Annotated in this window: 24 protein-coding genes; 9 read left to right on the top strand and 15 right to left on the bottom strand. The window is 44.3% G+C overall.

The features are described 5' to 3' along the window. Window positions 1-124: 124 nt before the first annotated feature. From RBB12_RS06850 to RBB12_RS06840, 3 genes are all read left to right on the top strand, one after another. Window positions 125-1885 (top strand): DEAD/DEAH box helicase, encoded by a 1761-nt coding sequence (locus tag RBB12_RS06850; protein WP_306013137.1) that lies wholly within the window; start codon window positions 125-127, stop codon window positions 1883-1885. Window positions 1886-1960: 75 nt separating this feature from the next. After that, the gene (locus RBB12_RS06845; RefSeq protein WP_179383968.1) at window positions 1961-2743 is read left to right on the top strand and encodes a carboxypeptidase-like regulatory domain-containing protein; all 783 of its coding nucleotides are present in this window, start codon (window positions 1961-1963) and stop codon (window positions 2741-2743) included. A 97-nt stretch (window positions 2744-2840) separates the two neighbouring features. Continuing rightward, window positions 2841-4526 carry an alpha-amylase family glycosyl hydrolase gene (locus RBB12_RS06840; protein ID WP_306013138.1) on the top strand — a complete coding sequence of 562 codons (1686 nt, stop codon included), beginning with the start codon at window positions 2841-2843 and terminating at the stop codon, window positions 4524-4526. Between the two features lie 5 nt (window positions 4527-4531). Here the strand turns inward: RBB12_RS06840 and RBB12_RS06835 are convergent, their stop codons facing one another. From RBB12_RS06835 to RBB12_RS06825, 3 genes are read right to left on the bottom strand one after another with little or no spacing between them, the layout of a single operon-like run. Further along, the gene (locus RBB12_RS06835) at window positions 4532-4912 is read right to left on the bottom strand and encodes a VOC family protein (RefSeq protein ID WP_257023963.1); all 381 of its coding nucleotides are present in this window, start codon (window positions 4910-4912) and stop codon (window positions 4532-4534) included. A gap of 3 nt (window positions 4913-4915) precedes the next feature. After that, window positions 4916-5443 carry an SRPBCC family protein gene (locus RBB12_RS06830; protein ID WP_306013139.1) on the bottom strand — a complete coding sequence of 176 codons (528 nt, stop codon included), beginning with the start codon at window positions 5441-5443 and terminating at the stop codon, window positions 4916-4918. 41 nt (window positions 5444-5484) lie between these two features. Further along, window positions 5485-6138, bottom strand: coding sequence for a TrmH family RNA methyltransferase (locus RBB12_RS06825; RefSeq protein WP_306013140.1), 654 nt, complete (start codon window positions 6136-6138; stop codon window positions 5485-5487). A 185-nt stretch (window positions 6139-6323) separates the two neighbouring features. On the opposite strand from RBB12_RS06825, the gene RBB12_RS06820 reads away from it, so the two are divergent. The 3 genes from RBB12_RS06820 to RBB12_RS06810 are packed head-to-tail and all read left to right on the top strand — an operon-like array spanning window position 6324 to window position 7968. Then, window positions 6324-6746, top strand: coding sequence for a hypothetical protein (locus tag RBB12_RS06820; protein WP_306013141.1), 423 nt, complete (start codon window positions 6324-6326; stop codon window positions 6744-6746). 1 nt (window position 6747) lies between these two features. Beyond that, window positions 6748-7230: a glutathione peroxidase gene (locus RBB12_RS06815; RefSeq protein ID WP_293282267.1), complete on the top strand. Its 483-nt coding sequence runs from the start codon at window positions 6748-6750 to the stop codon at window positions 7228-7230. Between the two features lie 39 nt (window positions 7231-7269). Then, window positions 7270-7968: an NAD-dependent deacylase gene (locus RBB12_RS06810; protein ID WP_306013142.1), complete on the top strand. Its 699-nt coding sequence runs from the start codon at window positions 7270-7272 to the stop codon at window positions 7966-7968. Here the strand turns inward: RBB12_RS06810 and RBB12_RS06805 are convergent. Continuing rightward, a complete protein-coding gene (locus tag RBB12_RS06805; protein ID WP_306013143.1) occupies window positions 7952-8404 on the bottom strand; it encodes a heme-binding domain-containing protein in 453 nt (150 codons plus the stop codon). The two genes, RBB12_RS06810 and RBB12_RS06805, sit on opposite strands and share 17 nt — an antisense overlap. A 34-nt stretch (window positions 8405-8438) precedes the next feature. Here RBB12_RS06805 and RBB12_RS06800 point away from each other — a divergent pair, with 34 nt between their 5' ends. Together RBB12_RS06800 and purB are read left to right on the top strand one after the other, a co-directional pair. Then, window positions 8439-9011, top strand: a complete 573-nt coding sequence (locus RBB12_RS06800) for a hypothetical protein (protein WP_306013144.1) — start codon at window positions 8439-8441, stop codon at window positions 9009-9011. Between the two features lie 46 nt (window positions 9012-9057). Next, window positions 9058-10401: an adenylosuccinate lyase gene (purB, locus tag RBB12_RS06795; RefSeq protein WP_306013145.1), complete on the top strand. Its 1344-nt coding sequence runs from the start codon at window positions 9058-9060 to the stop codon at window positions 10399-10401. 71 nt (window positions 10402-10472) lie between these two features. Here purB and RBB12_RS06790 read toward each other — a convergent pair whose 3' ends face one another. The 10 genes from RBB12_RS06790 to RBB12_RS06745 form a co-directional block, all read right to left on the bottom strand. Then, window positions 10473-13694 (bottom strand): hypothetical protein, encoded by a 3222-nt coding sequence (locus tag RBB12_RS06790; protein WP_306013146.1) that lies wholly within the window; start codon window positions 13692-13694, stop codon window positions 10473-10475. 65 nt (window positions 13695-13759) lie between these two features. Next, a complete protein-coding gene (locus RBB12_RS06785) occupies window positions 13760-14278 on the bottom strand; it encodes a hypothetical protein (protein WP_306013147.1) in 519 nt (172 codons plus the stop codon). 65 nt (window positions 14279-14343) lie between these two features. Further along, on the bottom strand, window positions 14344-14862 hold the full coding sequence (locus tag RBB12_RS06780; protein ID WP_306013148.1) for a DUF6252 family protein: 519 nt from the start codon (window positions 14860-14862) through the stop codon (window positions 14344-14346). A gap of 65 nt (window positions 14863-14927) precedes the next feature. After that, on the bottom strand, window positions 14928-15443 hold the full coding sequence (locus RBB12_RS06775; protein ID WP_306013149.1) for a hypothetical protein: 516 nt from the start codon (window positions 15441-15443) through the stop codon (window positions 14928-14930). Window positions 15444-15447: 4 nt separating this feature from the next. After that, entirely contained in the window at window positions 15448-15951 is a 504-nt protein-coding gene (locus RBB12_RS06770; protein WP_306013150.1) for an outer membrane beta-barrel protein, read from the bottom strand. 319 nt (window positions 15952-16270) lie between these two features. After that, window positions 16271-17086 carry a mechanosensitive ion channel family protein gene (locus RBB12_RS06765; RefSeq protein WP_306013151.1) on the bottom strand — a complete coding sequence of 272 codons (816 nt, stop codon included), beginning with the start codon at window positions 17084-17086 and terminating at the stop codon, window positions 16271-16273. Between the two features lie 140 nt (window positions 17087-17226). After that, window positions 17227-17766, bottom strand: a complete 540-nt coding sequence (locus tag RBB12_RS06760; RefSeq protein ID WP_306013152.1) for a DUF4252 domain-containing protein — start codon at window positions 17764-17766, stop codon at window positions 17227-17229. A gap of 114 nt (window positions 17767-17880) precedes the next feature. Then, window positions 17881-18420, bottom strand: coding sequence for a DUF4252 domain-containing protein (locus tag RBB12_RS06755; RefSeq protein ID WP_293287906.1), 540 nt, complete (start codon window positions 18418-18420; stop codon window positions 17881-17883). Window positions 18421-18433: 13 nt separating this feature from the next. After that, window positions 18434-18868 (bottom strand): hypothetical protein, encoded by a 435-nt coding sequence (locus RBB12_RS06750; RefSeq protein WP_306013153.1) that lies wholly within the window; start codon window positions 18866-18868, stop codon window positions 18434-18436. Next, a complete protein-coding gene (locus RBB12_RS06745) occupies window positions 18855-19364 on the bottom strand; it encodes an RNA polymerase sigma factor (protein ID WP_127141624.1) in 510 nt (169 codons plus the stop codon). Before RBB12_RS06745 ends, RBB12_RS06750 begins: the two co-directional genes overlap by 14 nt. Before the next feature lie 213 nt (window positions 19365-19577). Here RBB12_RS06745 and RBB12_RS06740 point away from each other — a divergent pair, with 213 nt between their 5' ends. Next, the gene (locus RBB12_RS06740; protein WP_306013154.1) at window positions 19578-21017 is read left to right on the top strand and encodes a S41 family peptidase; all 1440 of its coding nucleotides are present in this window, start codon (window positions 19578-19580) and stop codon (window positions 21015-21017) included. Window positions 21018-21160: 143 nt separating this feature from the next. On the opposite strand, the gene RBB12_RS06735 is transcribed toward RBB12_RS06740, so the two are convergent. Further along, entirely contained in the window at window positions 21161-23023 is a 1863-nt protein-coding gene (locus RBB12_RS06735; protein WP_306013155.1) for a TonB-dependent receptor plug domain-containing protein, read from the bottom strand. Window positions 23024-23031 lie beyond the last annotated feature (8 nt).

Raw genomic sequence — 23031 nt, 5'->3', positions numbered from 1 at the left:
TGTACCTTTGCCGCTTTATTAACGCCGCCGGTATGGGCAAGGTGTTGCGATGGGCTCAAATGGGTTATATACAAATCGCTCGATGCAACACAACATATTTGCGATTTAAGGTATATACACCGCTATGACAAAATTTGAAGCCTTGGGGTTGGACAAACCCCTATTGGATGCTATTTCCGATCTTGGATTTGAATCCCCCTCTGAAGTACAAGAAAAATCAATCCCCGTATTATTGGGACAGGAAACCGATTTGGTGGCCTTGGCCCAAACAGGAACAGGTAAAACCGCCGCTTTTGGATTTCCAATGATCCAAAAGATTCAAGCGGAAAGCAGGACCACACAAGGGTTGATCCTATCCCCTACACGGGAACTGTGCCTGCAGATCACCAACGAACTCAAACTCTACTCCAAATACATCAAAGGTCTGAATGTGGTCGCCATTTATGGTGGTGCGAGCATTACGGAACAGGCCAAACAAATTAAGAGAGGTGCACAGATTGTTGTGGCCACTCCCGGCCGTATGAAGGATATGATCGGCCGAAATATGGTGGACATCTCCAAAATTGATTACTGTGTATTGGATGAAGCAGATGAAATGTTGAACATGGGCTTTTATGAGGACATTAAGGACATTCTATCGAATACCCCGCAGGAAAAGCTTACTTGGCTGTTCTCGGCGACCATGCCCAAAGAAGTGGCTACGATCGCCAAAAAGTTTATGCACAAGCCTGTTGAAATCACTGTTGGTTCCAAAAATGCTGGTGCTTCTACCGTACAGCACGAGTATTATGTGGTTGGCGGACGCGACCGCTACGCAGCACTTAAGCGTTTGGCAGATGCCAATCCCGGAATTTTCTCCGTGGTGTTTTGCCGCACCAAACGCGATACCCAACGAGTTGCCGAAAAATTGATCGAAGATGGTTACAACGCAGGGGCTTTGCACGGAGACCTAAGCCAAAACCAACGGGATTTGGTGATGAACTCCTTCCGTAAAAAGCAGGTTCAGATGTTGGTAGCTACGGACGTTGCCGCCCGTGGAATCGATGTGGATGATGTAACCCACGTGATCAACTACCAATTGCCGGATGAGATCGAAACCTATACCCACCGAAGCGGACGTACGGGCCGTGCGGGAAAATCAGGTATTTCCATGGTCATCATTACACGCTCCGAGCTTCGTAAGATCAAGGCCATCGAGAAAAAGATCCAGCAAGATTTCGTAGCCAAAAAGATTCCTGATGGTATCGAAATCTGCGAAATCCAGCTGTACCATTTGGCCAACAGGATCAAGGAAACCCAAATCAACAAGGAAATTGAAAGTTATTTGCCCGCCATCAACGATGTATTGGATGGCATTGACCGAGAAGACCTTATCAAGAAAATATTTTCCGTAGAGTTTACTCAATTCTACAACTACTATAGCAAAACCAAGGACCTCAACAGTCAAGATGCTGGAAAAGATACAGGAAGTTCCAAAGGTGAAATCCCAACGGAAGGTTCTGTACGCTACTTTATCAATATTGGGGAGCGGGACGGATACGATTGGATGTCCTTAAAGGATTTCCTTCGTGACACCTTGAACCTTGAAAAGGAAGATGTTTACAATGTAGACACCAAGGATTCTTTCTCTTTCTTTAACACGGATGCCCAACTTACGGAATTTATCCTTCAAACCTTTACCGATTTTAAGGTAGATGGGCGTTTTATCAATGTTGAAGTTTCCAAAAATCCCGGAAGCGGTGGTGGAGGAAAAGGCGGTAAAAAACGTCGTGGCCGAAAAGGTGGCGGTGGTGGTCATCGCAAAGGTGGCAACAAGTCTTTTAAAGGCGGTAAAAAAGGAGGATATGGTAAAAAGGGCAGCAAAAAAAGACAGGGCTTTTATTAGTTAATTCTATATTAAAAGGTAGGTCGCTGCTGTTTATTTTTCTTTGTTTAGTATTTTTATCATTCCAAAGATTGCATGAAAAGAGTACTACTTATACTATTGTCCCTAACTCCGCTGCTCGGTTTTTCCCAGGTCGAAGGTAATGAAGCCCAAGAAATCCAAGAGTTTACCGCGACGGTGATCAATGCCCAAACGGAATTTCCTTTGGAAAGCGTTCACGTGGTCAACTTGAACCAGGTAAAGGGTACCATTACCAATCCGGATGGAAAGTTTACCATTCCCGCTGCGGTGAATGATACGCTATATTTCTCCTACCTTGGGTTTAAGACACAGAAAGTACGGGTCACCAACGATATGTTGCGCTTTGGCAATACGGAAATCGCACTTACCGAGTTGGCCTATGCCTTGGAGGAAGTGGTGGTTAGGCCCTATCAACTCACAGGATATTTGGAAATAGACGTGAAGAACCTGCCCGTAAACAATGCCTATCAATACAGCATATCAGGACTAAATGCCAGCTACGAGGCCGGAAACAAAAGCCCCAGTGCCGTGACCAAGGTGTTGGGGGCCATATTGAACCCGGCAGACCTATTGCGGAACCTTTTCGGCAAAAAGCCCCGTCAGATGCGCAAATTGCGTCAAATCAAGGAAGATGACAACATCAGGGACCTTTTGGCCTCCAAATTTGATAGGGAGACATTGACCGAACTGTTGCAACTCGAAAAAGTGGACATTGAAGACATCCTGAACAATTGCAACTATTCCAAATCCTTTATAAAAACAGCGAACGACCTTCAAATTCTGGATGCCATTTCCAGTTGCTATGAGGAGTATCGTGTTTTGAACCGAAACCAATAATCCATTCACCAATAACCGATTGGGCAAGTCCAAGTGCACAGCAAATAAATTTTCTTATTACGCACGCATTTTATAGTTTTAGACAAAATCCCAATCCATGAAAAAACTGCTTGTTGTTTTGTTTTCTATTCCCTTATTTATTGGCTGCAAGAAAGTTAAAAAGGAACCTGAAGTCGTAACACAGGTAGTTGAACAGGAAAGCCCTAAAAAAGAAGTGCCTTTTGTATGGGAAGGCGCCAATGTCTATTTTTTGCTCACCGATCGCTTCAACAATGGCAATCCGGATAACGACATCAATTTTGACAGGACTGAGGAAACTGGCGTTTTACGCGGTTTTGAGGGCGGGGACATTCAAGGTATTACCCAAAAAATCAAGGAAGGCTATTTCACCGATTTGGGCATCAATGCCATTTGGTTTACCCCTATAGTGGAACAAATCCATGGCTCAACCGACGAAGGCACTGGAAAAACCTATGGTTACCACGGCTATTGGGCAAAGGATTGGACAGCGATAGACCCCAATTTTGGCACCAAAAAGGATTTGGAAGAGTTGGTGAAAACGGCGCACAGCAAGGGTATCCGTATTTTATTGGATGTGGTGCTGAACCATACTGGCCCAGTCACGGAAAAAGACCCCGTATGGCCCGATGATTGGGTACGCACCGGTCCCAAATGCGAGTTCACCACCTACGAAAATACAACGGCCTGTACTTTGGTGGAGAACCTACCAGATATTCTGACCGAGTCTGACGAAGCAGTGGAACTGCCCGATGCCCTGTTGGCCAAATGGAAACAGGAAGGGCGTTTGAGCAAGGAACTGGACGAACTGCAACTCTTTTTTGAACGTACGGGCTATCCAAGGGCACCCCGTTACTACATCATCAAATGGCTTACGGATTATATCAATGATTTAGGGGTGGATGGTTTCCGTGTGGATACCGTAAAGCACGTCAACGAAAATGCTTGGTCCGACCTATATACGGAAGCAACTTATGCCTTTGAAATGTGGAAGAAAAAACACCAAGACCAAGTTTTAGACGAGAATCCATTTTACATGGTGGGCGAAGTCTACAACTACGGTATTTCTGGCGGACGCGATTTTGATTTTGGCGACAAAAAAGTAGATTTCTTTGACTATGGATTCAAGAGCCTTATCAATTTTGAGCTGAAAAACGACGCTGATAAAAACTATGAGGCGATTTTTTCAAAATACAACAAACTGCTCCAGACCAAATTAAAGGACAAAAGCGTACTGAACTACCTCACTTCACACGATGATGGCGCGCCTTATGACAAGGAGCGAAAAAAACCCTATCGTGCGGCCAATGTTTTGCTGTTGACGCCCGGTGCCTCACAAGTATATTATGGGGACGAAACCTCCCGTAGTTTGATTATAGAAGGTACCGAAGGGGATGCCACGTTGCGCTCGTTCATGAATTGGGAAGATTTGGATAGCCTTCCCGAAATACAAAACATACACAAACATTGGCAAAAATTGGGACAGTTCAGAGCCAACCATCCGGCTATTGGCGCTGGAAAACATAAGCGTCTGGCCAAATCGCCCTACGTATTCTCCAGAACCTATGTTAACGGAGACTATAGGGACAAAGTGGTAGTAGGGTTGGATTTACCTAAAGGTAAAAAATCGCTTTGGGTAAAAGGTTTTTTTGGTGATGGAACCGTATTGTATGATGCTTATTCCGAATCAGAGGTCACCGTGGCCAATGGAAAGGTGGTCTTGGACAATGCGTATGACATCGCCCTATTGGAATTAGTCGAGTAATTCCATTACTGTCTGGAGTGCAAAGCGATCCGATTGCCCTCCGTATCCAAAAAAACGGCCATAAAACCGATTTCAGGGCTAATCTGGGTCTTCGACTGCACGATTTTACCTCCATTGGACTCGATACGGTCCAATTCGTTTTGTACATCCAAGCTGTTGAAATACACCAGTACCCCTTGGCTATCGCTCGGTTTGTACCAATCCTTGTTTTGAATCAGTGAGCCCGCAGCTCCCGGTTTGTCCATATCCGAAGGAAACCACCCCATTTTGGTGCCCCCAAAATCCTGTAGTTCTATCTTCACTTGAAAAACCGCTTCATAAAACGTTTTGGCCCGGTCCATATCCACTACGGGGATTTCGAACCAGCCCACCATATTAAAATCCATAACTTAATTGTTTTCTAAAATCTGTTTTAAACTTGCCAGCCCCTCTTCAAAATCCTTTCCGATGGCCTTGTCCATGCTCATAAAAAGCATCATAATACTCATGGGAAACTTATTTTTGCCCGAAAAGCCCCAAATTACCTGGGTAGTATCGCTATCCACCGCTTTGGTCTCCATATAGGCATTGGAAGTGGATTTAAAGGGCTTTAGAAACCGAAGTTCCGATTCGATGCGCTCGCCATCTACAATTCTTGTAAGCTCCTGCTCCCCTTCCCCAACATCCTTATTGCCTTTCCAACTGCTTACGGCACCCACTTCGCCATCGGTACCCGTAAAATTCTTTACCATGTTCGGGTCGCGCTTGCCCCATGGGGACCATTCATCTTGATTTTTCAATAATTGGAGATAACCAAAAACAACGCTTTTGGGTCGATTGATTTCGATAGATCGGGAAACATCATACCTTTTTGGGGCAATGGCTGCCAACAGAAGAATCAAGGCCAATATGGCCATAAGAATATAAAGTACGATCATATCTGTAATTCATTGGTTGTCAATTAAAAATACAAAAAAAATTACTCGGACACGTATCTTTTGATAATCCCTTTTACATGCTTGATAGATTTTTTGGTCCAGTCCAAGCGCTTTTCCAGTATTTCCGCTTCCGTCAAACGCCAGTCAACATCCGAATCCCTGACTTTTTGTGCCAATTGCTGAATGATAATAGCTGCGGAGACTGAAACATTAAGGCTCTCTGAAAAACCGACCATGGGGATTTTGAGGAAACCATCGGCCTGCTGCATCACTGTTTCGGAAAGACCTTCCTTTTCGGTACCAAAAAATAAAGCCGATTTTTCAGAAGGAAAAAAATCGGGCAGCAGACTGGAATCGTTGTGGGGTGTTGTGGCAATAATTTGATATCCTTCGCTTTTTAGTTTGGCAACGCAATCTGCGGTGGTCCCGTACCGGTGAACATCCACCCATTGTTCGGCACCCACGGCAATATTCTTGTCCAATCGCTTCCCAAATCGATGTTCGATGACATGGAGCTCCTGTACCCCGAACACATCACAACTACGAAGAATGGCGCTGGTATTGTGCAATTGGTACACATCTTCCATGGCTACCGTAATATGTTTTGTACGTTTTTGGAGCACACTTAAGAATCGTTGCTTTCGCTCTTCGGTAAGATAAGTCTCTAAATATGTCAGCAAATCATGATCGATCATAAAACCAAGATAGGAAAAAATGGCTTTTTTGACTCGTAGTGCATTTTTTCTATATGTTATTGCTTGATGGTGGAGCTATACCTGAGTAACTTTGTCCATCTCATTGAGCCTTACTGTACCAAGGGTTTTCTTTTTGCGGAAAACTCCCTATCTTTTATCAAACAAGCTCCAAATTTTAGCAACAGATGAAAACTAGCGTACTTCAAAAAACAATGCGGATTATTTTGGGAGGATTGATGGTGCTTGCCGGCATCGGACACCTTACCTTTCAACGGGAAGAATTTCAGGCCCAAGTCCCGCGATGGCTGCCCAGTAGTCCCGAATTCATGGATTTTGTGGTCGTTGCTTCGGGCGTTGTGGAAATTGGCCTTGGACTGGCCATGATATTTCTTTGGAAGCATCAAATTAAAGTGGGGATTGTATTGGCTATTTTTTATGTGCTTATCTTTCCGGGAAATATTTCACAATACACAAATGGCATAGATGCCTTTGGATTGGACACGGACCGAAAAAGATTCATCCGGTTGTTCTTTCAACCCGTATTGATTCTTTGGGCCCTGTGGTCTACAGGAGCAATGAAACATTTGATGAACAAATCAAAAGATTAATATGAATGCATCTTTTTATGATTTTGAGGCCAATGGTTTAAACGGAGAAAAAATCTCCATGGAGGAATTCAAAGGCAAGACCATTCTGGTTGTGAACACCGCAAGTGCATGCGGATTGACCCCACAATATAAAGGCTTGGAAAAATTGTACCAAAAGTACAAGGATAAGGGGTTGGTGGTTTTGGGTTTTCCCTGCAACCAATTTGGCAACCAAGAAAGTGGCACCTCCGAAGAAATACAGGAGTTTTGCCAAGTAAATTATGGGGTTAGTTTTCCTATGTTCGAGAAAATAAAGGTCAATGGAAGCAGTGCACATCCCCTATTTAAGTTTTTAAAGTCCAAACTGGGCGGTGGTATTTTTGGCAGCAAGATCAAATGGAACTTTACCAAATTTTTGATCAACAAGAACGGGGTTCCTAAAAAGCGATTCGGTCCAACCACCATACCCAAGGATTTGGAAAAGCATATCGAAAAACTACTGTGAACACTTCTCATCTGCTTTTCAAAATTAATTGAAGCCTATATGTCCAAACCAAAAATTGTCGTGCTCACGGGAGCAGGGATGAGTGCCGAAAGTGGGTTGAAAACCTTTAGGGACGAAAACGGGCTTTGGGAAGGTCATGATGTAATGGAAGTTGCCTCGCCACAAGGTTTTGCCCGAAACCCTGAATTGGTGCTGGAATTTTACAACCAGCGCAGAAGACAACTATTGGAGGTGTTACCGAACGCTGGACACCGAGCCTTGGCCAAGCTGGAGCAAGCGTTTGACGTAAGTATTGTGACCCAAAATGTGGATAATCTGCATGAAAAGGCAGGCAGTTCGCATGTGATTCATTTGCACGGGGAATTGTTCAAAGTGCGTAGCACCGTGGATGAAAGCCATGTTTTGGATTGGCAAAAGGACCTCGTTTTGGGCGATACCGACCCTAACGGGCATCAATTGCGGCCACATATTGTTTGGTTTGGCGAAATGGTCCCCATGCTGGAAATTGCGGCCCAAATCACCCAACAAGCTGAAATATTGATTATCGTCGGCACCTCCATGCAGGTATATCCCGCCGCAAGTTTGATTCATTATGCCCCAAACCGAACGCCAATTTATTTCATCGACCCGCGACCCAACATCCGCTCTTCGGATTTTGAACAACTAACAGTGATTCCCAAAACCGCGGCACAAGGCGTTCCCAATTTAGTGGAGGAACTTCTTAATAATTGGCCCTAACACCATCGGCCCAAGCCACCAAAGTGCTTATCTGCTCTTGGGTAAGTTTGGCATCCCCATGGGTCCACGTGTACTCTTTTAAGGGCATTTCTCCTTCTTTCACCTCTTCGATAAGCTCTTCCAATTTATAGTCCTTCTTCTTGGCATCGTAATTCTGCCAATCAGAAAAGTTCAAGTGTTTCTTCCCATCTTCGATATGGTCTGCCAACCAATAGGAAACAGGAGCGATGTTGTTGTACCAAGGATATTCTGTGTTGTCACTATGACAATCGTAACAAGCGGTATTCAAAATGGCCTTTACCTCTGGCGAAGGATTGGTCTCGGTTTCAAAAGCAGCTACATAGTCACCTGCTGCCACATTTTTTTCCGGACGGTAAAATTGCATCCCAACTAGCACCACCAAGAGTGCCAATGCGATTTTTTTTGCTATTTTCATTGGATAAGGATTTTGGTAAATATATTGAATTTTCATGACCGAGAAACAGCTCCATACCTCTCTTTTTGCCACGAGGATTTCCAAAGCGCAAATCGATATATTGGTTGGGCAATTGGAGAAAGAACCAGAACTGGCAAAGGTACTTTTTCAATACGTTTTACAGGAAGATAAAGAAGGTACATTTAATGCAAGCTGGACGTTTGACCACTTAATGCGAAAACAGCTTCACTATCTGCTGCCCTTTATGGAAACCTTTACCAATGGGCTTTCGCAACTGCAATCAGAATCCTGTATTCGGCCCATCGCCCACGTTTGCGAAATGGTATGCGAAGCCTACTTTAAGAAAAAACACCCTACTTTTTTAAAAATAGTCACCAATAATCAGTTGGAAAAAATAATGACCGCCTGTTTTGATTGGCTCATCGGACCCATGAATATTGCGCCCAAGGTGTTCGCCATGAGCAGCCTGTATTACCTAGGCTTTAAATTTGATTGGGTCCACCCCGAATTGAAGCAGGTTTTGGAGGACAATTATCCTAACGGGACCAGTGGTTACCGAAACAGGGCCAAAAAAACTCTGGATAAGTTGGCCCGATTGGGCGTCTAAACTGTAGACTTTAAGTATCTTTGGGGCTTTCAAAATTTTCTGGAACATGTCGCTCACCCAACTAAATGCCATTTCACCCATTGACGGTAGGTATCGAAACAAGACCAAGGCCCTTAAAGACTATTTTTCGGAGGAAGCCCTGATTAAATACAGGGTTCTTGTTGAAATTGAATACTTTATAGCACTTTGCGAGATTCCTTTGCCCCAATTGGCGGATTTTGACAAAGGGCTTTTTCCTCAGCTCCAAAAAATTTATCAAGATTTTTCTACGGAAGATGCACAAGTCATCAAGGACATAGAAAAAACCACCAATCACGATGTAAAGGCGGTGGAATACTTTATCAAACAAAAGTTTGATGGACTCAACCTTCAAAAATACAAGGAGTTCATCCATTTTGGATTGACATCCCAAGATATCAACAATACAGCCATTCCATTATCCATCAAAGAGGCGATGAACGATGTGTATGTGCCTGCTTATCTGGAAGTTTTTGAAAAATTGAAGGAATTGGCGAAAGAATGGGAAAACATCCCCATGTTGGCCCGTACCCATGGGCAGCCGGCCTCCCCTACCCGATTGGGCAAGGAAATCGAGGTGTTTGTGGAACGGTTCAAGGAGCAGTTCAACCTGTTGAACGACATTCCTAGTGCCGCTAAATTCGGGGGAGCCACGGGAAATTACAATGCACACAAAGTTGCTTATCCCCAAAACGATTGGAGAGCCTTTGGAAAGCAGTTTGTGCAGGAGAAATTAGGTTTACACCACTCCTTCCCCACCACACAGATTGAGCATTACGACCACATGGCCGCTTTGTTCGATTGCTTGAAGCGCATCAATACCATTTTAATTGACTTGGACCGCGATATGTGGACTTATATCTCCATGGATTACTTCAAGCAGAAAATCAAAAAAGGGGAAGTGGGCTCTTCTGCCATGCCGCACAAGGTAAACCCTATCGATTTTGAGAACTCTGAAGGAAATTTGGGCTTGGCCAATGCGGTTTTTGAACACTTGTCCGCCAAACTGCCCATTTCCCGATTACAGCGAGACCTAACGGACAGTACGGTTTTACGTAATGTGGGCGTTCCTTTTGCCCATACCTTGGTCGGGTTCCAATCGACGCTAAAAGGTTTGAACAAATTGGTGTTGAACCCTACTAAATTTGAAGAGGATTTGGAGGATAACTGGGCCGTTGTAGCCGAAGCCATCCAAACCATCTTGCGTAGGGAAGGCTACCCCAATCCTTACGAAGCGCTAAAAGGTTTGACACGTACCAATGCCAAGATCAACCAGAAATCCATTGCAGATTTCATTGAAACCTTGGAAGTGTCGGATGCGATTAAGGCGGAGTTGAAACAGATCACCCCAGCGAATTATACCGGGGTTTAAGTTAGTGTCAGTTCGAGCGCAGTCGAGAACCAATTAAGACATCTCGACTGCGCTCGATGTGACAATCAATCTTATTTCACCAAAAGAATCTTGGTAACAGGTCCCATGTCTGTTTGAATTACCACAAAGTAGTACCCATCCTTTAAATCACTCACATCCAATTGAGTGGAACTGATTCCAGATGATGAAAAACTTAGACTTCTTTTTGGAGTCTGTTGTAGCTGCTCGTAAATGGTAATGCCCAAGATAGTTGATGGTGAATTAATTCGCTCATTTTCGTTCGATGCCAAAGCGATATGAACCACATCTGTGGCCGTATTGGGATATAGTATGATGCTGTCCTCATTTTCATGATTAGGAGAATTTAGGTCCATGGATGGGTTGGGCACCAGCGGTATGCCGCCCTCTCCCAGTTCACCGTCCTCCGCATGTTTTACGTAGAGCATTCGGGCACCTCCCCTGCCACAATTATTGACACCCATAAGCTGTACATATCCATTATTTTTGGCATACCCTGTAAATACGTTGGCATTGTTATAGTAGGTATTGCTTGTTAAAACTTGCCAATTTTGTCCAAAATAGTCGAACTGGTCTACACTCTCAAATGGGTGGGGAAGCCACCATTCGTACCATTGGGCTCCTTCCGCTGGACCACCTGTATAGTTCACCAATGCACCAGTCAGCACTATTTGGGGACCCGATAAATCAGAAGGTAGGCCGGGTTTCCCCACTTGAACCACCTTTTCCAGGACTACCGGAACACCTCCACAGCTTGGAGAATATAGAGTTGCCGTAAGGGTTACCTGTTCTTGATAGGTGTTAACGTAAGTGGTAAAAGAAGTGGCGGGACTAAACGGGTCTGTTGGAGTTGCAGCATTAGGGTTGCTTGAGCTCCATGTTACCTCTGTATCGCCCAATACTTCTACATAGTAGATTTCCTCATCACAAAGCGTTTCACTGCCCTCTATTTGGTTAACATTGGAGCACAAAAAATTGCAATTGAGCACCATTGCCGTCTCCTTGAGTTCTTTGGCCAACCAATCCCCATTGGCCCTATTAAAGGATATATGGGCAGCATTTCCCCCCGAAACCTCGTAGGTCGTAGTAAAATTATCAAAGGGAATAGCCAGCTGTTGCGGCAGCTCCTCCCCCATAATATAAGGTCGGTAATGGTCTTCCTCCGTCAATTCCAAGTTGTTTCCTCCTACGTCCAGTGCACTGGTGACCGGAATAAAGTTAAGCTCGTATTCCAATTCCAAATTGAGGTTGTAATTGACAAAAATGTTACTCTTAATATCTTCGAACTGATCCACTGTCTCTATAAAAGGCATAGCTCCCCCCGGATAATTGGACCATTCCATTTTTTCGCTTTCCCAAGAAAAAGACCTATCAGTAATTGTTCTCGTAATGGGGATTATCCAAAGATTCTTTTTCTCATATTGTATCCAACCCCTATAAATGGTGTTGGCATTAACCCCGGGTATGGACCACGCCCTAAAGTCTATCTTTAAGGTTGACTTACCAGGTAAAAAACCGAGAAGCGTTGCGGGAACATCCCCAAACAAAGCACCAACACCCCCTCCGAGCAGCGGCGATATGAATGACAAAATATCTCCAACGGGATTCGTGGAACCGGCCCCATGCAACCTAAAAAGGTTTTGCCCGGGCGCTATACCGTAAGGCGAAGCACAATGGCTGCCATTGCTCAGGGCAATGTTACGGGTTTGTTGGGGATAGCCCATAGCCTTGAGTTCGTTTTGCCAAGCTTTGTGCGCATCGTTGTTGATGTTATAGTTGGCATCTACCCAGTTGATCAGCAATTGCCTTACCGCTGGCCTATCAATCAATTGCCGGGCCTCGTTTATGGGAAGTTCTCCACTGGCAATGGCCACCGTGATATCGCCAATGGGTGTGGTGATGAGTTCGTTGAGCACATGCCGCACCCCATATAAAAAGCCCGGAGGCACATGGGCCCCTTGGTGCGGGGCATCGTGGCTAATGTACAGGCTGGTATCGTGGTCCAGGTTGTTGTTCTCCATATCGCGCAGGGCGTAGCGGGCAATTACCCCGCCCATACTCTGCCCCAAGACCACATTGGGCACGGTGGGATCTAGTTTTTTACTGTTGACCCACTCGATCACCGCCTCCAAGGCATAGGCGTTGCGCTGCAGCCAATCCGTACCATTGGCCCAATTTACATAGATGATGTCAAAACTTTCTTCGGTGTCTTCACTGATTAAATTCCGTAGGTTATCACTACCTGAGTCTCTAATATCCCTAAGAAAGCTTTCTAGATGAGTATCCCCGAATTCTAAGTCATTTCCCATTAATCCTGAATCAAAACCTTCCACCACGATCATGGGCTTACTGATCGTTTTGCATTGGTTTGCGGCGGCAATCTGCAATTCCGCGACCCCGTGTTCGCCCAGATAGGCCTTGGTGGCCGTTATAGTCTCTATCCAAGGTACGGTACATTGGGGATTACGTGCCGTTAAGGTCTGTTGGGTGGCCTTCCCCGTAATCTTTATCGGGGTGCGACAGTATTTAAAGCTCCCATCGCTGAGCTTTAAGCGGAAGGTCCAAACGTAATCCCCGTCTTCTTGGAACTGATAATCCACCGGAACACTCAAGGAGAGCGGTTGAAAACCATTGCCATCGCCAAAATCCACAGCAAAACCGTCCACCACGGTCCCTTGGTTGGTACGCCATTCGGCCGGCTCCAACAAGAGGGATACTTTGGAATTGTTTATTCGGGTAAAGGGCAAGGTCATGGCAAACACCTCATCGGTCTCATAAGGGTTTTGCCATTCCGTACCTTGGTATACATCCTCATAGCGGCTTTGGTCCACTATTTGGATCAGTCCTTGGTCCAGGGCATCTTCCCGAATACGGGCGTACTTATAGTACATTCCCGTAAGGGCCACTGGGGTGGTAAGGGCACCCTTTCCCAATTTGCCCGCATAGGATTTGGAAGCGCTCTTCCAGCCCTGCTCCAAGGTCTCCGGGTCTACCAGATCGGGCACCGTTAAGCTGGTTCGCATGGAGACCACGCTATTGTACAGATCGCGGTATATGGCAGGTACTATGTAATTATTGTCGCGCAGTTCGCCATCGTAGTTGGCCACATCCACAAAGTCGTAGCCATAATCGAGCAACATTTGGTGAGGTATTTTGCTTTTGTCCAGCAGCCCAAGGGCATAGTTGGTCTGGTTGGCCACTTCTTGATCGATATGCAATTGGGCATGGGCTGCGCAAGAAAGTAAAAGGGTAAAGGTAATCAGTGCTTTTTTCATTTTCTATAGGTTAAGGGTTAGTATAATTTGGGGTATGCTGTTTTTAAAACTTCAGTAAAGAATTATCAAAATTTGAGGTCGAAACGGCCATCGGTAAAGTTTAGGGTATTCCCCTCATCATCCTTCACAGAGAACTCAAAGGTTCCCGAAACGATAAATTCCACCAGGTCAAAACGGGTAATATTTAGAACACCTGGGACGCTATCAGTAGTTCTGGTATCAAGAGTTATACCTCCACCAATTAAATATTCCGCGCTATAACCCCCACTTGTTCGAGCCTTTAATGGATGAAGTCCCTCTGTAACTCCATTAACAATATCCAATCCTGATAGGAGTATCGACCTTAAACCTTTATCATCATACCGCGATCCACTTAGACTTAAGGTATACGCACCGTCGGCAACTGTGTAGGAAGCTCTTCTTCCTGCACTGGAAAAAAATGGTTTTCCATTGATAAGGCATGCGAAGGTATTCTCCCCTGTCTGGGTAATGGGCGGTAGGCTGTCCACAGGGTCTTTGGGCGTTTCTTCCTTGCTACAGCCGCTCAGGGCCAAAATGTATAGGGCAATCAGTACTTTTTTCATTTTCTATAGGTTAAGGGTTAGTATAATTTGGGGTATGCTGTTTTTAAATTTTCAGTTAAGAATTATCAAAATTTGAGGTCGAAACGGCCATCGGTAAAGTTCAGGGTATTCCCCTCATCATCCTTCACAGAGAACTCAAAGGTTCCGGAAACGATAAATTCCTCCAAATCAAAACGGGTAATGGTCAAAAGACCTGGAGCATTGTCAGTAGTTGAAACTTTAAGTGTTATCCCACCATCTATTAAATAAGTTGCATCATAATTTCCACTTTTCTCAGACTTCAGAGGATATGTCCCAGGTTGAACCCCCTCTTCAATATCAAGCCCTGCTAAAAGTATCGACCTAAGTCCAATGTCATCATTTCTCCACCCGCTTATGCTTAGGGTATAAGCACCATCTGCTGCAACATAGGAAGCCCTTCTTCCAGAACTGGAAAAAAAAGGTTTTCCATTGATAAGACATGCAAAGGTATTCTCCCCGGTCTGGGTTATGGGCGGTAGGCTATCCACAGGGTCTTTGGGCGCTTCTTCCTTGCTACAGCCGCTCAGGGTCAAAACGTATAGGGCAATCAGTACTTTTTTCATCTTCTATAGGTTAAGGGATTAATGATTTGGGGTATGCTGTTTTTAAAATTTTCAGTTAAGAATTATCAAAATTTAAGGTCGAAACGGCCATCGGTGATTTCGTAAAGGTTACCACTATCGTCTTCAACAGTAAACTCAAAGGTTCCCGAAACGATAAATTCCACCAGGTCAAAACGGGTAATGGTCAAAAGACCAGGGTTTGCATCTGTCGTGCCTGTATCAAGAGTAAGGCCTCCATCAATCCCGTAAAGCCCACTAAAATTTCCACTTATCTCGGATTTGAGGGTGTATGTTCCTTCTTTCAATGGGTCTACATCGATACCCTGTAGCGACACGGTACGCAAACCTATTTCATCACGTCTTGAGCCGTAAACTCCAAAAGTATAGGCACCATTGGCGACAGTATAAGATGCACGCCTTTCCTTGCTTGAGAAAAATGGTTTCCCGTTGATAAGGCATGCGAAGGTATTCTCCCCTGTCTGGGTAATGGGCGGTAGGCTATCCACAGGGTCTTTGGGCGCTTCGTCCTGGCTACAGCCGCTCAGGGCCAAAATGTATAGGGCAATCAGTACTTTTTTCAATTTTTCAGATTTTTAGTAAATAACCCAACGTAAACTGTCCTTGTTCCAAAGCACCATCTGCCTTGGCTTCAAAGAACAGGCCCATCCGGGTCACAATTCCAATACCCAATTCCATTCCAGTTAAGGTGTCATCCGCCTCCAGATTATCTTCGGTGTTCGCTACCTTGATATACCCAACATTGAAACCTACCAATCCATAAAAATCCAATATCCGATTGTTCACAAAGGAATAGGTTCCATCAAAATTGAATGCATAAACAGTGCTTTCGAGAGGTTCCGGTACTTTGGAAAAGAAATAGGTGGCCCCTCCGGTAATCCCCCATTTTTCTGTTATCTTATAGAGTCCTCGTAGATTGATACCAAAGGCGGGGTCACCCAAAAAATCTTCATCAACACTGGCTTCAGTGCCCAATGAAAGTCCGCCTCCCAGTTTAAACTCTTGCGACCTTGCTATGGTAATTGAAAACAACCCTGCCAAAATCATCAAACTAATTTTACTCGTCTTCATATGTAATAGAATTTATGGTTACTACGCATAAGTCTCAGACACAGAACGAATCATTATTTTAGGTACGAACTAGCCCAAGAAATAAGGAGATACAAACTCCTTATTCAACGAGATTGATTTATGAGATTGAAATTTTCAAGGGGGTTATCTGCCTGAACAGGCTTGAAAGAACAAAGCCACACCAAAAAACACATCGAGCATTTTTTAGACGACTTTATGATATTAAATGTAGTATTTTTATTGTTACGGGAAAAATTGATAGTCGTTTTTCAACAGTTTTTGCCCAAAACCATCGTCCTTTCCAAAGGAAATAAACGTTCTACTCCTTTTTCTCGATGTTGACCCTATGTGGATATGGGATTTCAATGCCAGCTTCATCCAAGGCTAATTTACTGTTTTCATAGGTGTCAAAGTACACGTCCCAGTAATCATCTGGCTCGCAAAAGGGCCGTACAGCAAAATTCACGGAGCTATCTGCCAACTCCAACACATTCACGGAGGGAGCCGGGTCTTTCAACACTTTGGGGTTGGAGGTCAGCACTTGCAGTAACACCTCCTTGGTTTTTTTGATATCCTCCCCATAACCGACCCCGATCACCGTATCTACCCGAACTTTCCCTTCGGCGGTGTAATTAATGATGTTCCCATTGGCCATGGCACCATTGGGCACAATGGCCAATCGACTTTGGGGAGTAACCAATTTTGTGGTAAATATTTCAATGCCCTTTACCTTGCCCAAAACACCTTGGGCCTCGATCAAGTCGCCGATTTTGTACGGTTTAAAAATCATGATGAGCACCCCTCCTGCAAAATTGGAGAGGGAGCCCTGTAAGGCCAGACCTACCGCCAAACCAGCAGCGGCGATAACTGCAGCAAAGGTAGTAACGTCGACCCCCAAACGGGAAATCACAATAATGATCAAGAATATTTTGAGTGCCCAAGAGAACAGGTTCAACAAAAACTTTTGGAGGGATTCATCGTACTTGCTTTTGGACATTACCTTGCGGGTCCCTTTGATGATTTTCTTGACCACCCACATCCCCACAATATAGATGATGAGGGCCGTGAGCAATTTGGGACCGAATTCCTTACTAAGTTCAATACCGTAATCGAACCATTCCTGTGCTTTTTCCATGAGGTTGAATTTTTGTTAGTGTGCTTGTTATGAGACACTAAGATACTAAACCAAGTCACAGTTTAGGGAATGGAGTTTCGTTGAACATAAAAAAAGGGCGACAAAAGTCGCCCTGATTACATTGATTATGATGATTGGTCTTAGCCTTTTAAAAAGTCCCCGATTTCGCCAAGCCCTTCACCTTTGTAGTCAGATTTTTGAATGGCCTGCATTAATTGGATAATGTGGGCGGGGTTCATATCCTTGCCCAGTACACGCACCAGGGCAAAGCCCTTATCTTCGCTGTCGCCGTAAATGATCACTTCGTCAATGGCATCTTCGTCACCCAAATATTTAATGACACCCTTGCCATATTTGGAATTGATTTTCATCAGCTCCACAAAGTCATCTCCTTTAAGGATTTCGCGTACTTTTTTCTTCTCGATTTCATATTCTGCCGCGTTGTCCGCATTCTTTTTGAAGGCCAGTAGATTGAACTTACGCAGGGATTCGATGGCCTCTTTTTGGGTCGGGTTCAAATCATCCTCGTTCAATTTTAGGATACTTGCGGGTACATCAATGGACAAAAAGTTTGGATTCTCTGAGTTGTCCACATAATATTCTTGCAGACTGGGCTGCGAAGCACAGGAAGCCAGAAGCACTGCTCCGGCCAACACTAGCGTTTTTACAATATGTTTCATCTGTTTCATTTTTTGATTGATAGAATATCTGAAAAATTGGTTGACAGTAATGAGTTGTTGTTTCTTGTGTTTTGTTACAAGTCGCACCCGATTACTGTCAACCGATAGATTTATTTAGTTCTTTTTGCCTGCTTCGTTCAATTCTTCGGGCAAGTTCATCTTTTTGGTCAAAGAACTGATCTTGTTCAGGTCAATATCCCCCGTTAGGGATAGAATTACGGTCTCGAACTTTCGGCCATCGGCCTCTACGTTCTTCATTCCGGTTACGAACATCAGCAGTTCGCTCACATGGTCCGCATCCTTACCTTCCTTGATGTAGAACTTCACGTTGGCCTCTTTGTCCTTTACCCGCATCAATTCTTCCATTTTTGAACTGGACAGGTAGCTATCCACGGAAGCCTTCATGTCGTCACCGATTTTCTTGTTTTCCGTGGTAAATACCTTCAAACTTTTAAGACTGCTGGCAATATCCATAAAGTCCTGGGCTTCGGGGTCGTCTACTTCCACGTCAATTTTAGCCAATAGGTTGAACATGCTTTTGTTCACCACTACCGAGGTTACCTCGTCCAAATCCTCGAACTTGTCAAACAGGGATTGTGAAAATCCTGCCAAAGGCAACACGGTCATTACTGCGATTAAAATATACTTTTTCATTTTGTTACGTTTTTTAATTGTTACTGTAAATTTTTTGTTTTGCTTCTTCAAACTCGTTCAGGTAAGCCACTTTTTCTGTTCCCCGGCTAAAGTTTTCTGCGAGGAGCTCAAAAGCTTTTTTGGTTTCCTGATAGGCGTACTCCGCCTTTTGCTGTTCCAAGCGTTTTGTTTCTTGGTACTGATTGCCAAAATAAATGCCAAAGGCGAGAACTACGGCCGCTGCTACGGATAGCCACTTGTAATAGTTTACTCTAGGTTTTAATGGTACCTGCTTGGTGTACTTTTCTTCCTTGGCCATGGAAAAGTAGTTGAACATGGATTTGTACTGTTCCAAGTGGGGTGCAACCTCATCTTGTGCAAAATACGCCCTAAGTGTTCTTTCTTCGTCCACTGTGGCAGTGGCCTCGAAGTACTTCTCCAATATTTTCTCTATGTTACCCAATTCCATAGTTGTGTTTTTTTATTAATTCTTCCCGTACTGTTTTCCTTGCCCTCGACAGTGCTACGCGCACTGCGGTGGGTTTCATGTCCAAGAGCTCGCATATCTCGTCGAACTCATATTGCTCTACATCCCGTAGCTGCAATATCATTTTTTGTTGTTCTGGCAGTTCTTCCATGATCCGTTCCATCCAACTTACACTGTCTTCGGCCTCCAATTGTTTCTGTAGGGAGGTGTTGTCATCACTGTAATTGCTGTGGACCAGTTTTAGGTTCCCTGCTTGTTTGGACTTTAAGCGGTCCAAACAAAAGTTTTTGGTCATCGTCATGGCAAAGGCCTCTACATTTTTGTACTCTGACATGGACTCGTTCTTTGACCATAGCTTCAACAAAATTTCCTGAGTGGCATCTTCTGCTTCTTCCCGGGAAACCAACAGTCTCTTTGCGAGCCTGTACAGTTTATCCTGAAAAGGTAAAACCACATTTAAAAATTCTGTTTGTTTCATTTGGTTGTCTTCGTTGTTTTTGTGTCTTTCTTATCGACCTACACTATCACGACGACACATATCGAAATTTGTTACAAAAAATTTGAAATATGCCTCCATAAGCCTATTTTGCAGGGGAATTTTGTAAAGTCGACTATGTAATTTTACTCAAATCAACCTTTACATCTGATACAATTGGAACAAAATTTGAGTAAATTCATTAAAAATTGAACTATGAAAAAGTATTTCTTCCTGTTTTTGGGGCTATCCCTGTTTGTTTTATCCTGTAGTAACGATGATGATGGAAATGTCCCAGTAAGTACTGTAACCCAGGATTTTATGTGGAGAGCCATGAACCAATGGTATTTTTGGCAAGCCGATGTTGCTGACTTGGCAGACGATAGATTTTCTACAGAGGCTGAATACAATTCGTATTTACAGTCTTATACCGATCCCGAAAGTTTCTTTTTGGAGACATTATTATTTGAAGAAGACCGATTTAGTTTTGAGAATGAAAATTACGAAGAGTTGGTGAGTAGCCTTTCCGGCATCTCTCAAAGTAATGGAGTGGAATTTGGATTGGGGCTTATAGGCGACACCAATAATGTTTTTGGTTTTGTACAATATATTTGGCCCGATTCTGATGCATCGACCAAAAATATATCCCGTGGCGAATTCTTTACCCGTGTGGATGGAGTGCAATTGACGACGGGTAATTACAGAGAGCTGTTGTTCGGAGACAACAGTACCTACACCCTTGGGATGGCTACCATAACCGACAACACAATATCGGACAGTGCAAAAGAGGTAACCTTGACAAAGGTTCAAAACCAAGTGGAAGACCCTATCCTTGTGGCCAAAACCTTGGATGTGAACGGAACCAAAGTGGCCTATTTGATGTACAACCGCTTTTTGAGCAGTTTTAATGAGGACTTAAACGATGCCTTTGCCACCTTTAAGGCGGAAGGTGCTACGGAATTGGTATTGGACGTACGTTACAATCCAGGAGGCTCTGTGAACACTTCCCGCCTTTTGGCCAGTATGATTTATGGCACCAATACCAGCGATGTGTACATCAAACAACGTTGGAACAACAAGATACAGGCGCAATTATCTGACGACTTTCTAACCGACTACTTCGCCAACTCCACAGGAAGCAGCCCCATAAACACGCTCAATTTGAGTAGGGTTTTTGTCATTGCTACCGAAAGTTCAGCCTCGGCCAGCGAATTGGTGATGAATGGTCTTGCTCCTTACATTGATGTCATCCATATCGGCGAGACTACCAGTGGGAAAAATGAATTTTCCATTACTTTGGTGGACGACCCGGGCAACTCCTTTGTTTACAACAGTGACCGTGAAGGCAATATCAATCCTCAAAATAGTTGGGGATTACAGCCCTTGGTAGGCAGAAACGAAAATGCAGATGGCTTTTCCGATTACACCAGTGGTCTGGTACCTGATATTGCCATCAGTGAAGATTTGACCAATCTTGGAACTTTGGGAGAAGTATCCGAGCCGTTGTTGGCGCGTGCGCTGGAAGAGATTGCCCCAGGTGTCACCAAAATTGACTTTACAGTGGAAATGCCTGCAGATGCGTTTACCAATTCAAGGATCCATACACCTGTAAGGGACCATATGTACTTGGAAAAACCTTTGGAATTGAACAAATAAAAAAGGCTGTCTTAAAAACGGCAATATTTGAGCTTTGTCAGGTTGAGCGAAGTCGAAACCCATTGATTTTCAATGTGTCTTAAGTTCTCGACTGCGCTCGAACTGACAAGTAAACTCTTTTTTTAGACAGCCTTTTTCTTTTTTTAAAGGTTGAGACTAAAACCCAATCTAAAGTTGCGTCCCCTTGTGGTAAACCCAAGCAGTTCCCTATAATCCTCGTTCAATAAATTATCCGCATTCAGGAATACGTTCAATTTATTTTTGATCAACTCATGCCGAATGGCAAAGTTCAGAAGGGAAAATGGTTCCAAGGCGATATCCGAAAAGGTATTAAAATCGGTGTCAAAACGTTCGCCGGTATAAGCATAATCCAATGATGCGTTGGTACTTTCCGAGAACTGGTACCAAAGCGATAGGTTCGCCTTGTGTTTGGGGATACGGATGGCATTGTCCCCCTTTCGCTCCGTAAAGGTGTAATTGGCATTGATTCGAAAATCGCTCCATGGCAACCAAGAGGCTTCTAACTCTACCCCATTGGCATCGATTTCATCCGCTACATTGATGTTCGTAAAATTGGCATCGAAACCAATCGCGTTGGTTTCATTCCTATCAAAATAAAGCGTACTGATCCTAAAAGTGTTATTCAATTTTAACTCCACTCCACCCTCAATCGTGGTGTTTTCTTCGGGTTCCAAATCAGGATTTCCGCCAAAGGCACCGAACAACTGGGTCAAATTAGGGGTGATGTAAGAGGTGGCATAGGAGCCCAATAGTTTCACATATCCTTTTTCAGTATCAAAAACAAAAGAAGGATTTACGTTGTACACAAAGTGGTTCCCGTATTCCGAATGATGGTTCAGTCTCGCCCCTGCATTCAAATTAAGACCAAAATCAGAAACATAGACCACATTGGTATAAGGGTCCACAATGGTGAAATCAACTTCCTCCGTGAAGACAGCCTCGTCTTTGATGTAGTTTACCCCCAAAATGGTATGGAATTGCTTCCCGAACACATATTTATGGTACAAGTCGAACACCCAGTTATTGCCCTCCGTGGTGCTCTCACCAAAGGTGTCGTTGGCCTCGGACTCATAATCCGAATACGCCGCATTCAAATGTACCGAACCTTTGCCATAGGTATATTCCGAGGATAGCCCTACCCTTTGTTGTTCGTTCTCGCCCAAATTTGGGGCATCCATCATGCTGGCATCATATTCATTTTTGAACTTGGTCTGGTTTCCATATACCTGAAGCTCAAATTGTTCCGAAAACCGATACCCCAACCGCACGTTGGTGCTGAAGTGGGAAAAAATATCCTCTTCGTTCTGCGGTGTGACTGCTGCCGACATTCCACTTCGGTATCGATTGGAAAAATCGACCCCGTAATTGAACTTGCCCAACGTACCGTTTACGTTGGCCGAATTTTGGATGCTTCCCAAGTCGTAACTCTGGTCATCAACAGTTTGATTGGTCCCGACACTGGTCTCAAAAGCACCAGCGACCTCTCTCTCGGAACTTTTCTTAGTTGTGATGTTGATCACGGCGGTTGCGGCGTTGGTTCCATAAAGCGTGCTGGCCGCCCCTTTAATTATTTCGATAGACTCAATAGTGTTCGGAGAAAGCAAGCGAAGGTCGTACTCTGCCGAAAAGGTGGATGGGTCCGATACCCGAACCCCATCGATCACGATCAGCACTTGCCGACCCCGTCCACCGCGGGCGAACGTCCCCAGCACGGCGCCGTCCCTACCGCGGCTTCCCGCAATTTCGATACCGCTTTTGGTGTTAATGATTTCGGCAACGGTCCTACCTTGGTTCCGTTGCAGTTCCTCTGTGGTAATCTTGATCACCGTTTTTCCAGAGTTTTCTCGTTTCAGCTCAAATTTTGAATCGCTGACAACAACCTCGTCCAGTTGCTGCAGTTTAAGTGAATCTTGCGGTACATTTTGCGCAAAGATTCCCTTACCCGCCAATAAGGCGGTAATCAACCATAAATGATTTTTTTTCATTTCGTTTA

The organism is Allomuricauda sp. MMSF_3307 (assembly GCF_030733585.1).
Classification (GTDB): domain Bacteria; phylum Bacteroidota; class Bacteroidia; order Flavobacteriales; family Flavobacteriaceae; genus Flagellimonas.
Note: the sequence above shows the minus strand (reverse complement) of the source record. Positions and strands in the feature narration are given on the sequence as shown.

Excerpts from the sequence above, each read along its gene's own strand:
- RBB12_RS06845 (WP_179383968.1), top strand. The coding sequence starts at position 1,961 with ATGAAAAGAGTACTACTTATACTATTGTCCCTAACTCCGCTGCTCGGT.
- RBB12_RS06800 (WP_306013144.1), top strand. The coding sequence starts at position 8,439 with ATGACCGAGAAACAGCTCCATACCTCTCTTTTTGCCACGAGGATTTCC.
- RBB12_RS06835 (WP_257023963.1), bottom strand. The coding sequence starts at position 4,912 with ATGGATTTTAATATGGTGGGCTGGTTCGAAATCCCCGTAGTGGATATG.
- RBB12_RS06745 (WP_127141624.1), bottom strand. The coding sequence starts at position 19,364 with ATGAAACAAACAGAATTTTTAAATGTGGTTTTACCTTTTCAGGATAAA.
- RBB12_RS06810 (WP_306013142.1), top strand. The coding sequence starts at position 7,270 with ATGTCCAAACCAAAAATTGTCGTGCTCACGGGAGCAGGGATGAGTGCC.
- RBB12_RS06830 (WP_306013139.1), bottom strand. The coding sequence starts at position 5,443 with ATGATCGTACTTTATATTCTTATGGCCATATTGGCCTTGATTCTTCTG.
- RBB12_RS06760 (WP_306013152.1), bottom strand. The coding sequence starts at position 17,766 with ATGAAACATATTGTAAAAACGCTAGTGTTGGCCGGAGCAGTGCTTCTG.
- RBB12_RS06815 (WP_293282267.1), top strand. The coding sequence starts at position 6,748 with ATGAATGCATCTTTTTATGATTTTGAGGCCAATGGTTTAAACGGAGAA.
- RBB12_RS06780 (WP_306013148.1), bottom strand. The coding sequence starts at position 14,862 with ATGAAAAAAGTACTGATTGCCCTATACGTTTTGACCCTGAGCGGCTGT.
- RBB12_RS06785 (WP_306013147.1), bottom strand. The coding sequence starts at position 14,278 with ATGAAAAAAGTACTGATTGCCCTATACATTTTGGCCCTGAGCGGCTGT.
- RBB12_RS06850 (WP_306013137.1), top strand. The coding sequence starts at position 125 with ATGACAAAATTTGAAGCCTTGGGGTTGGACAAACCCCTATTGGATGCT.
- RBB12_RS06805 (WP_306013143.1), bottom strand. The coding sequence starts at position 8,404 with ATGAAAATAGCAAAAAAAATCGCATTGGCACTCTTGGTGGTGCTAGTT.
- RBB12_RS06825 (WP_306013140.1), bottom strand. The coding sequence starts at position 6,138 with ATGATCGATCATGATTTGCTGACATATTTAGAGACTTATCTTACCGAA.
- purB (WP_306013145.1), top strand. The coding sequence starts at position 9,058 with ATGTCGCTCACCCAACTAAATGCCATTTCACCCATTGACGGTAGGTAT.
- RBB12_RS06765 (WP_306013151.1), bottom strand. The coding sequence starts at position 17,086 with ATGGAAAAAGCACAGGAATGGTTCGATTACGGTATTGAACTTAGTAAG.
- RBB12_RS06840 (WP_306013138.1), top strand. The coding sequence starts at position 2,841 with ATGAAAAAACTGCTTGTTGTTTTGTTTTCTATTCCCTTATTTATTGGC.
- RBB12_RS06820 (WP_306013141.1), top strand. The coding sequence starts at position 6,324 with ATGAAAACTAGCGTACTTCAAAAAACAATGCGGATTATTTTGGGAGGA.
- RBB12_RS06770 (WP_306013150.1), bottom strand. The coding sequence starts at position 15,951 with ATGAAGACGAGTAAAATTAGTTTGATGATTTTGGCAGGGTTGTTTTCA.
- RBB12_RS06750 (WP_306013153.1), bottom strand. The coding sequence starts at position 18,868 with ATGGAATTGGGTAACATAGAGAAAATATTGGAGAAGTACTTCGAGGCC.
- RBB12_RS06735 (WP_306013155.1), bottom strand. The coding sequence starts at position 23,023 with ATGAAAAAAAATCATTTATGGTTGATTACCGCCTTATTGGCGGGTAAG.
- RBB12_RS06740 (WP_306013154.1), top strand. The coding sequence starts at position 19,578 with ATGAAAAAGTATTTCTTCCTGTTTTTGGGGCTATCCCTGTTTGTTTTA.
- RBB12_RS06755 (WP_293287906.1), bottom strand. The coding sequence starts at position 18,420 with ATGAAAAAGTATATTTTAATCGCAGTAATGACCGTGTTGCCTTTGGCA.
- RBB12_RS06790 (WP_306013146.1), bottom strand. The coding sequence starts at position 13,694 with ATGAAAAAAGCACTGATTACCTTTACCCTTTTACTTTCTTGCGCAGCC.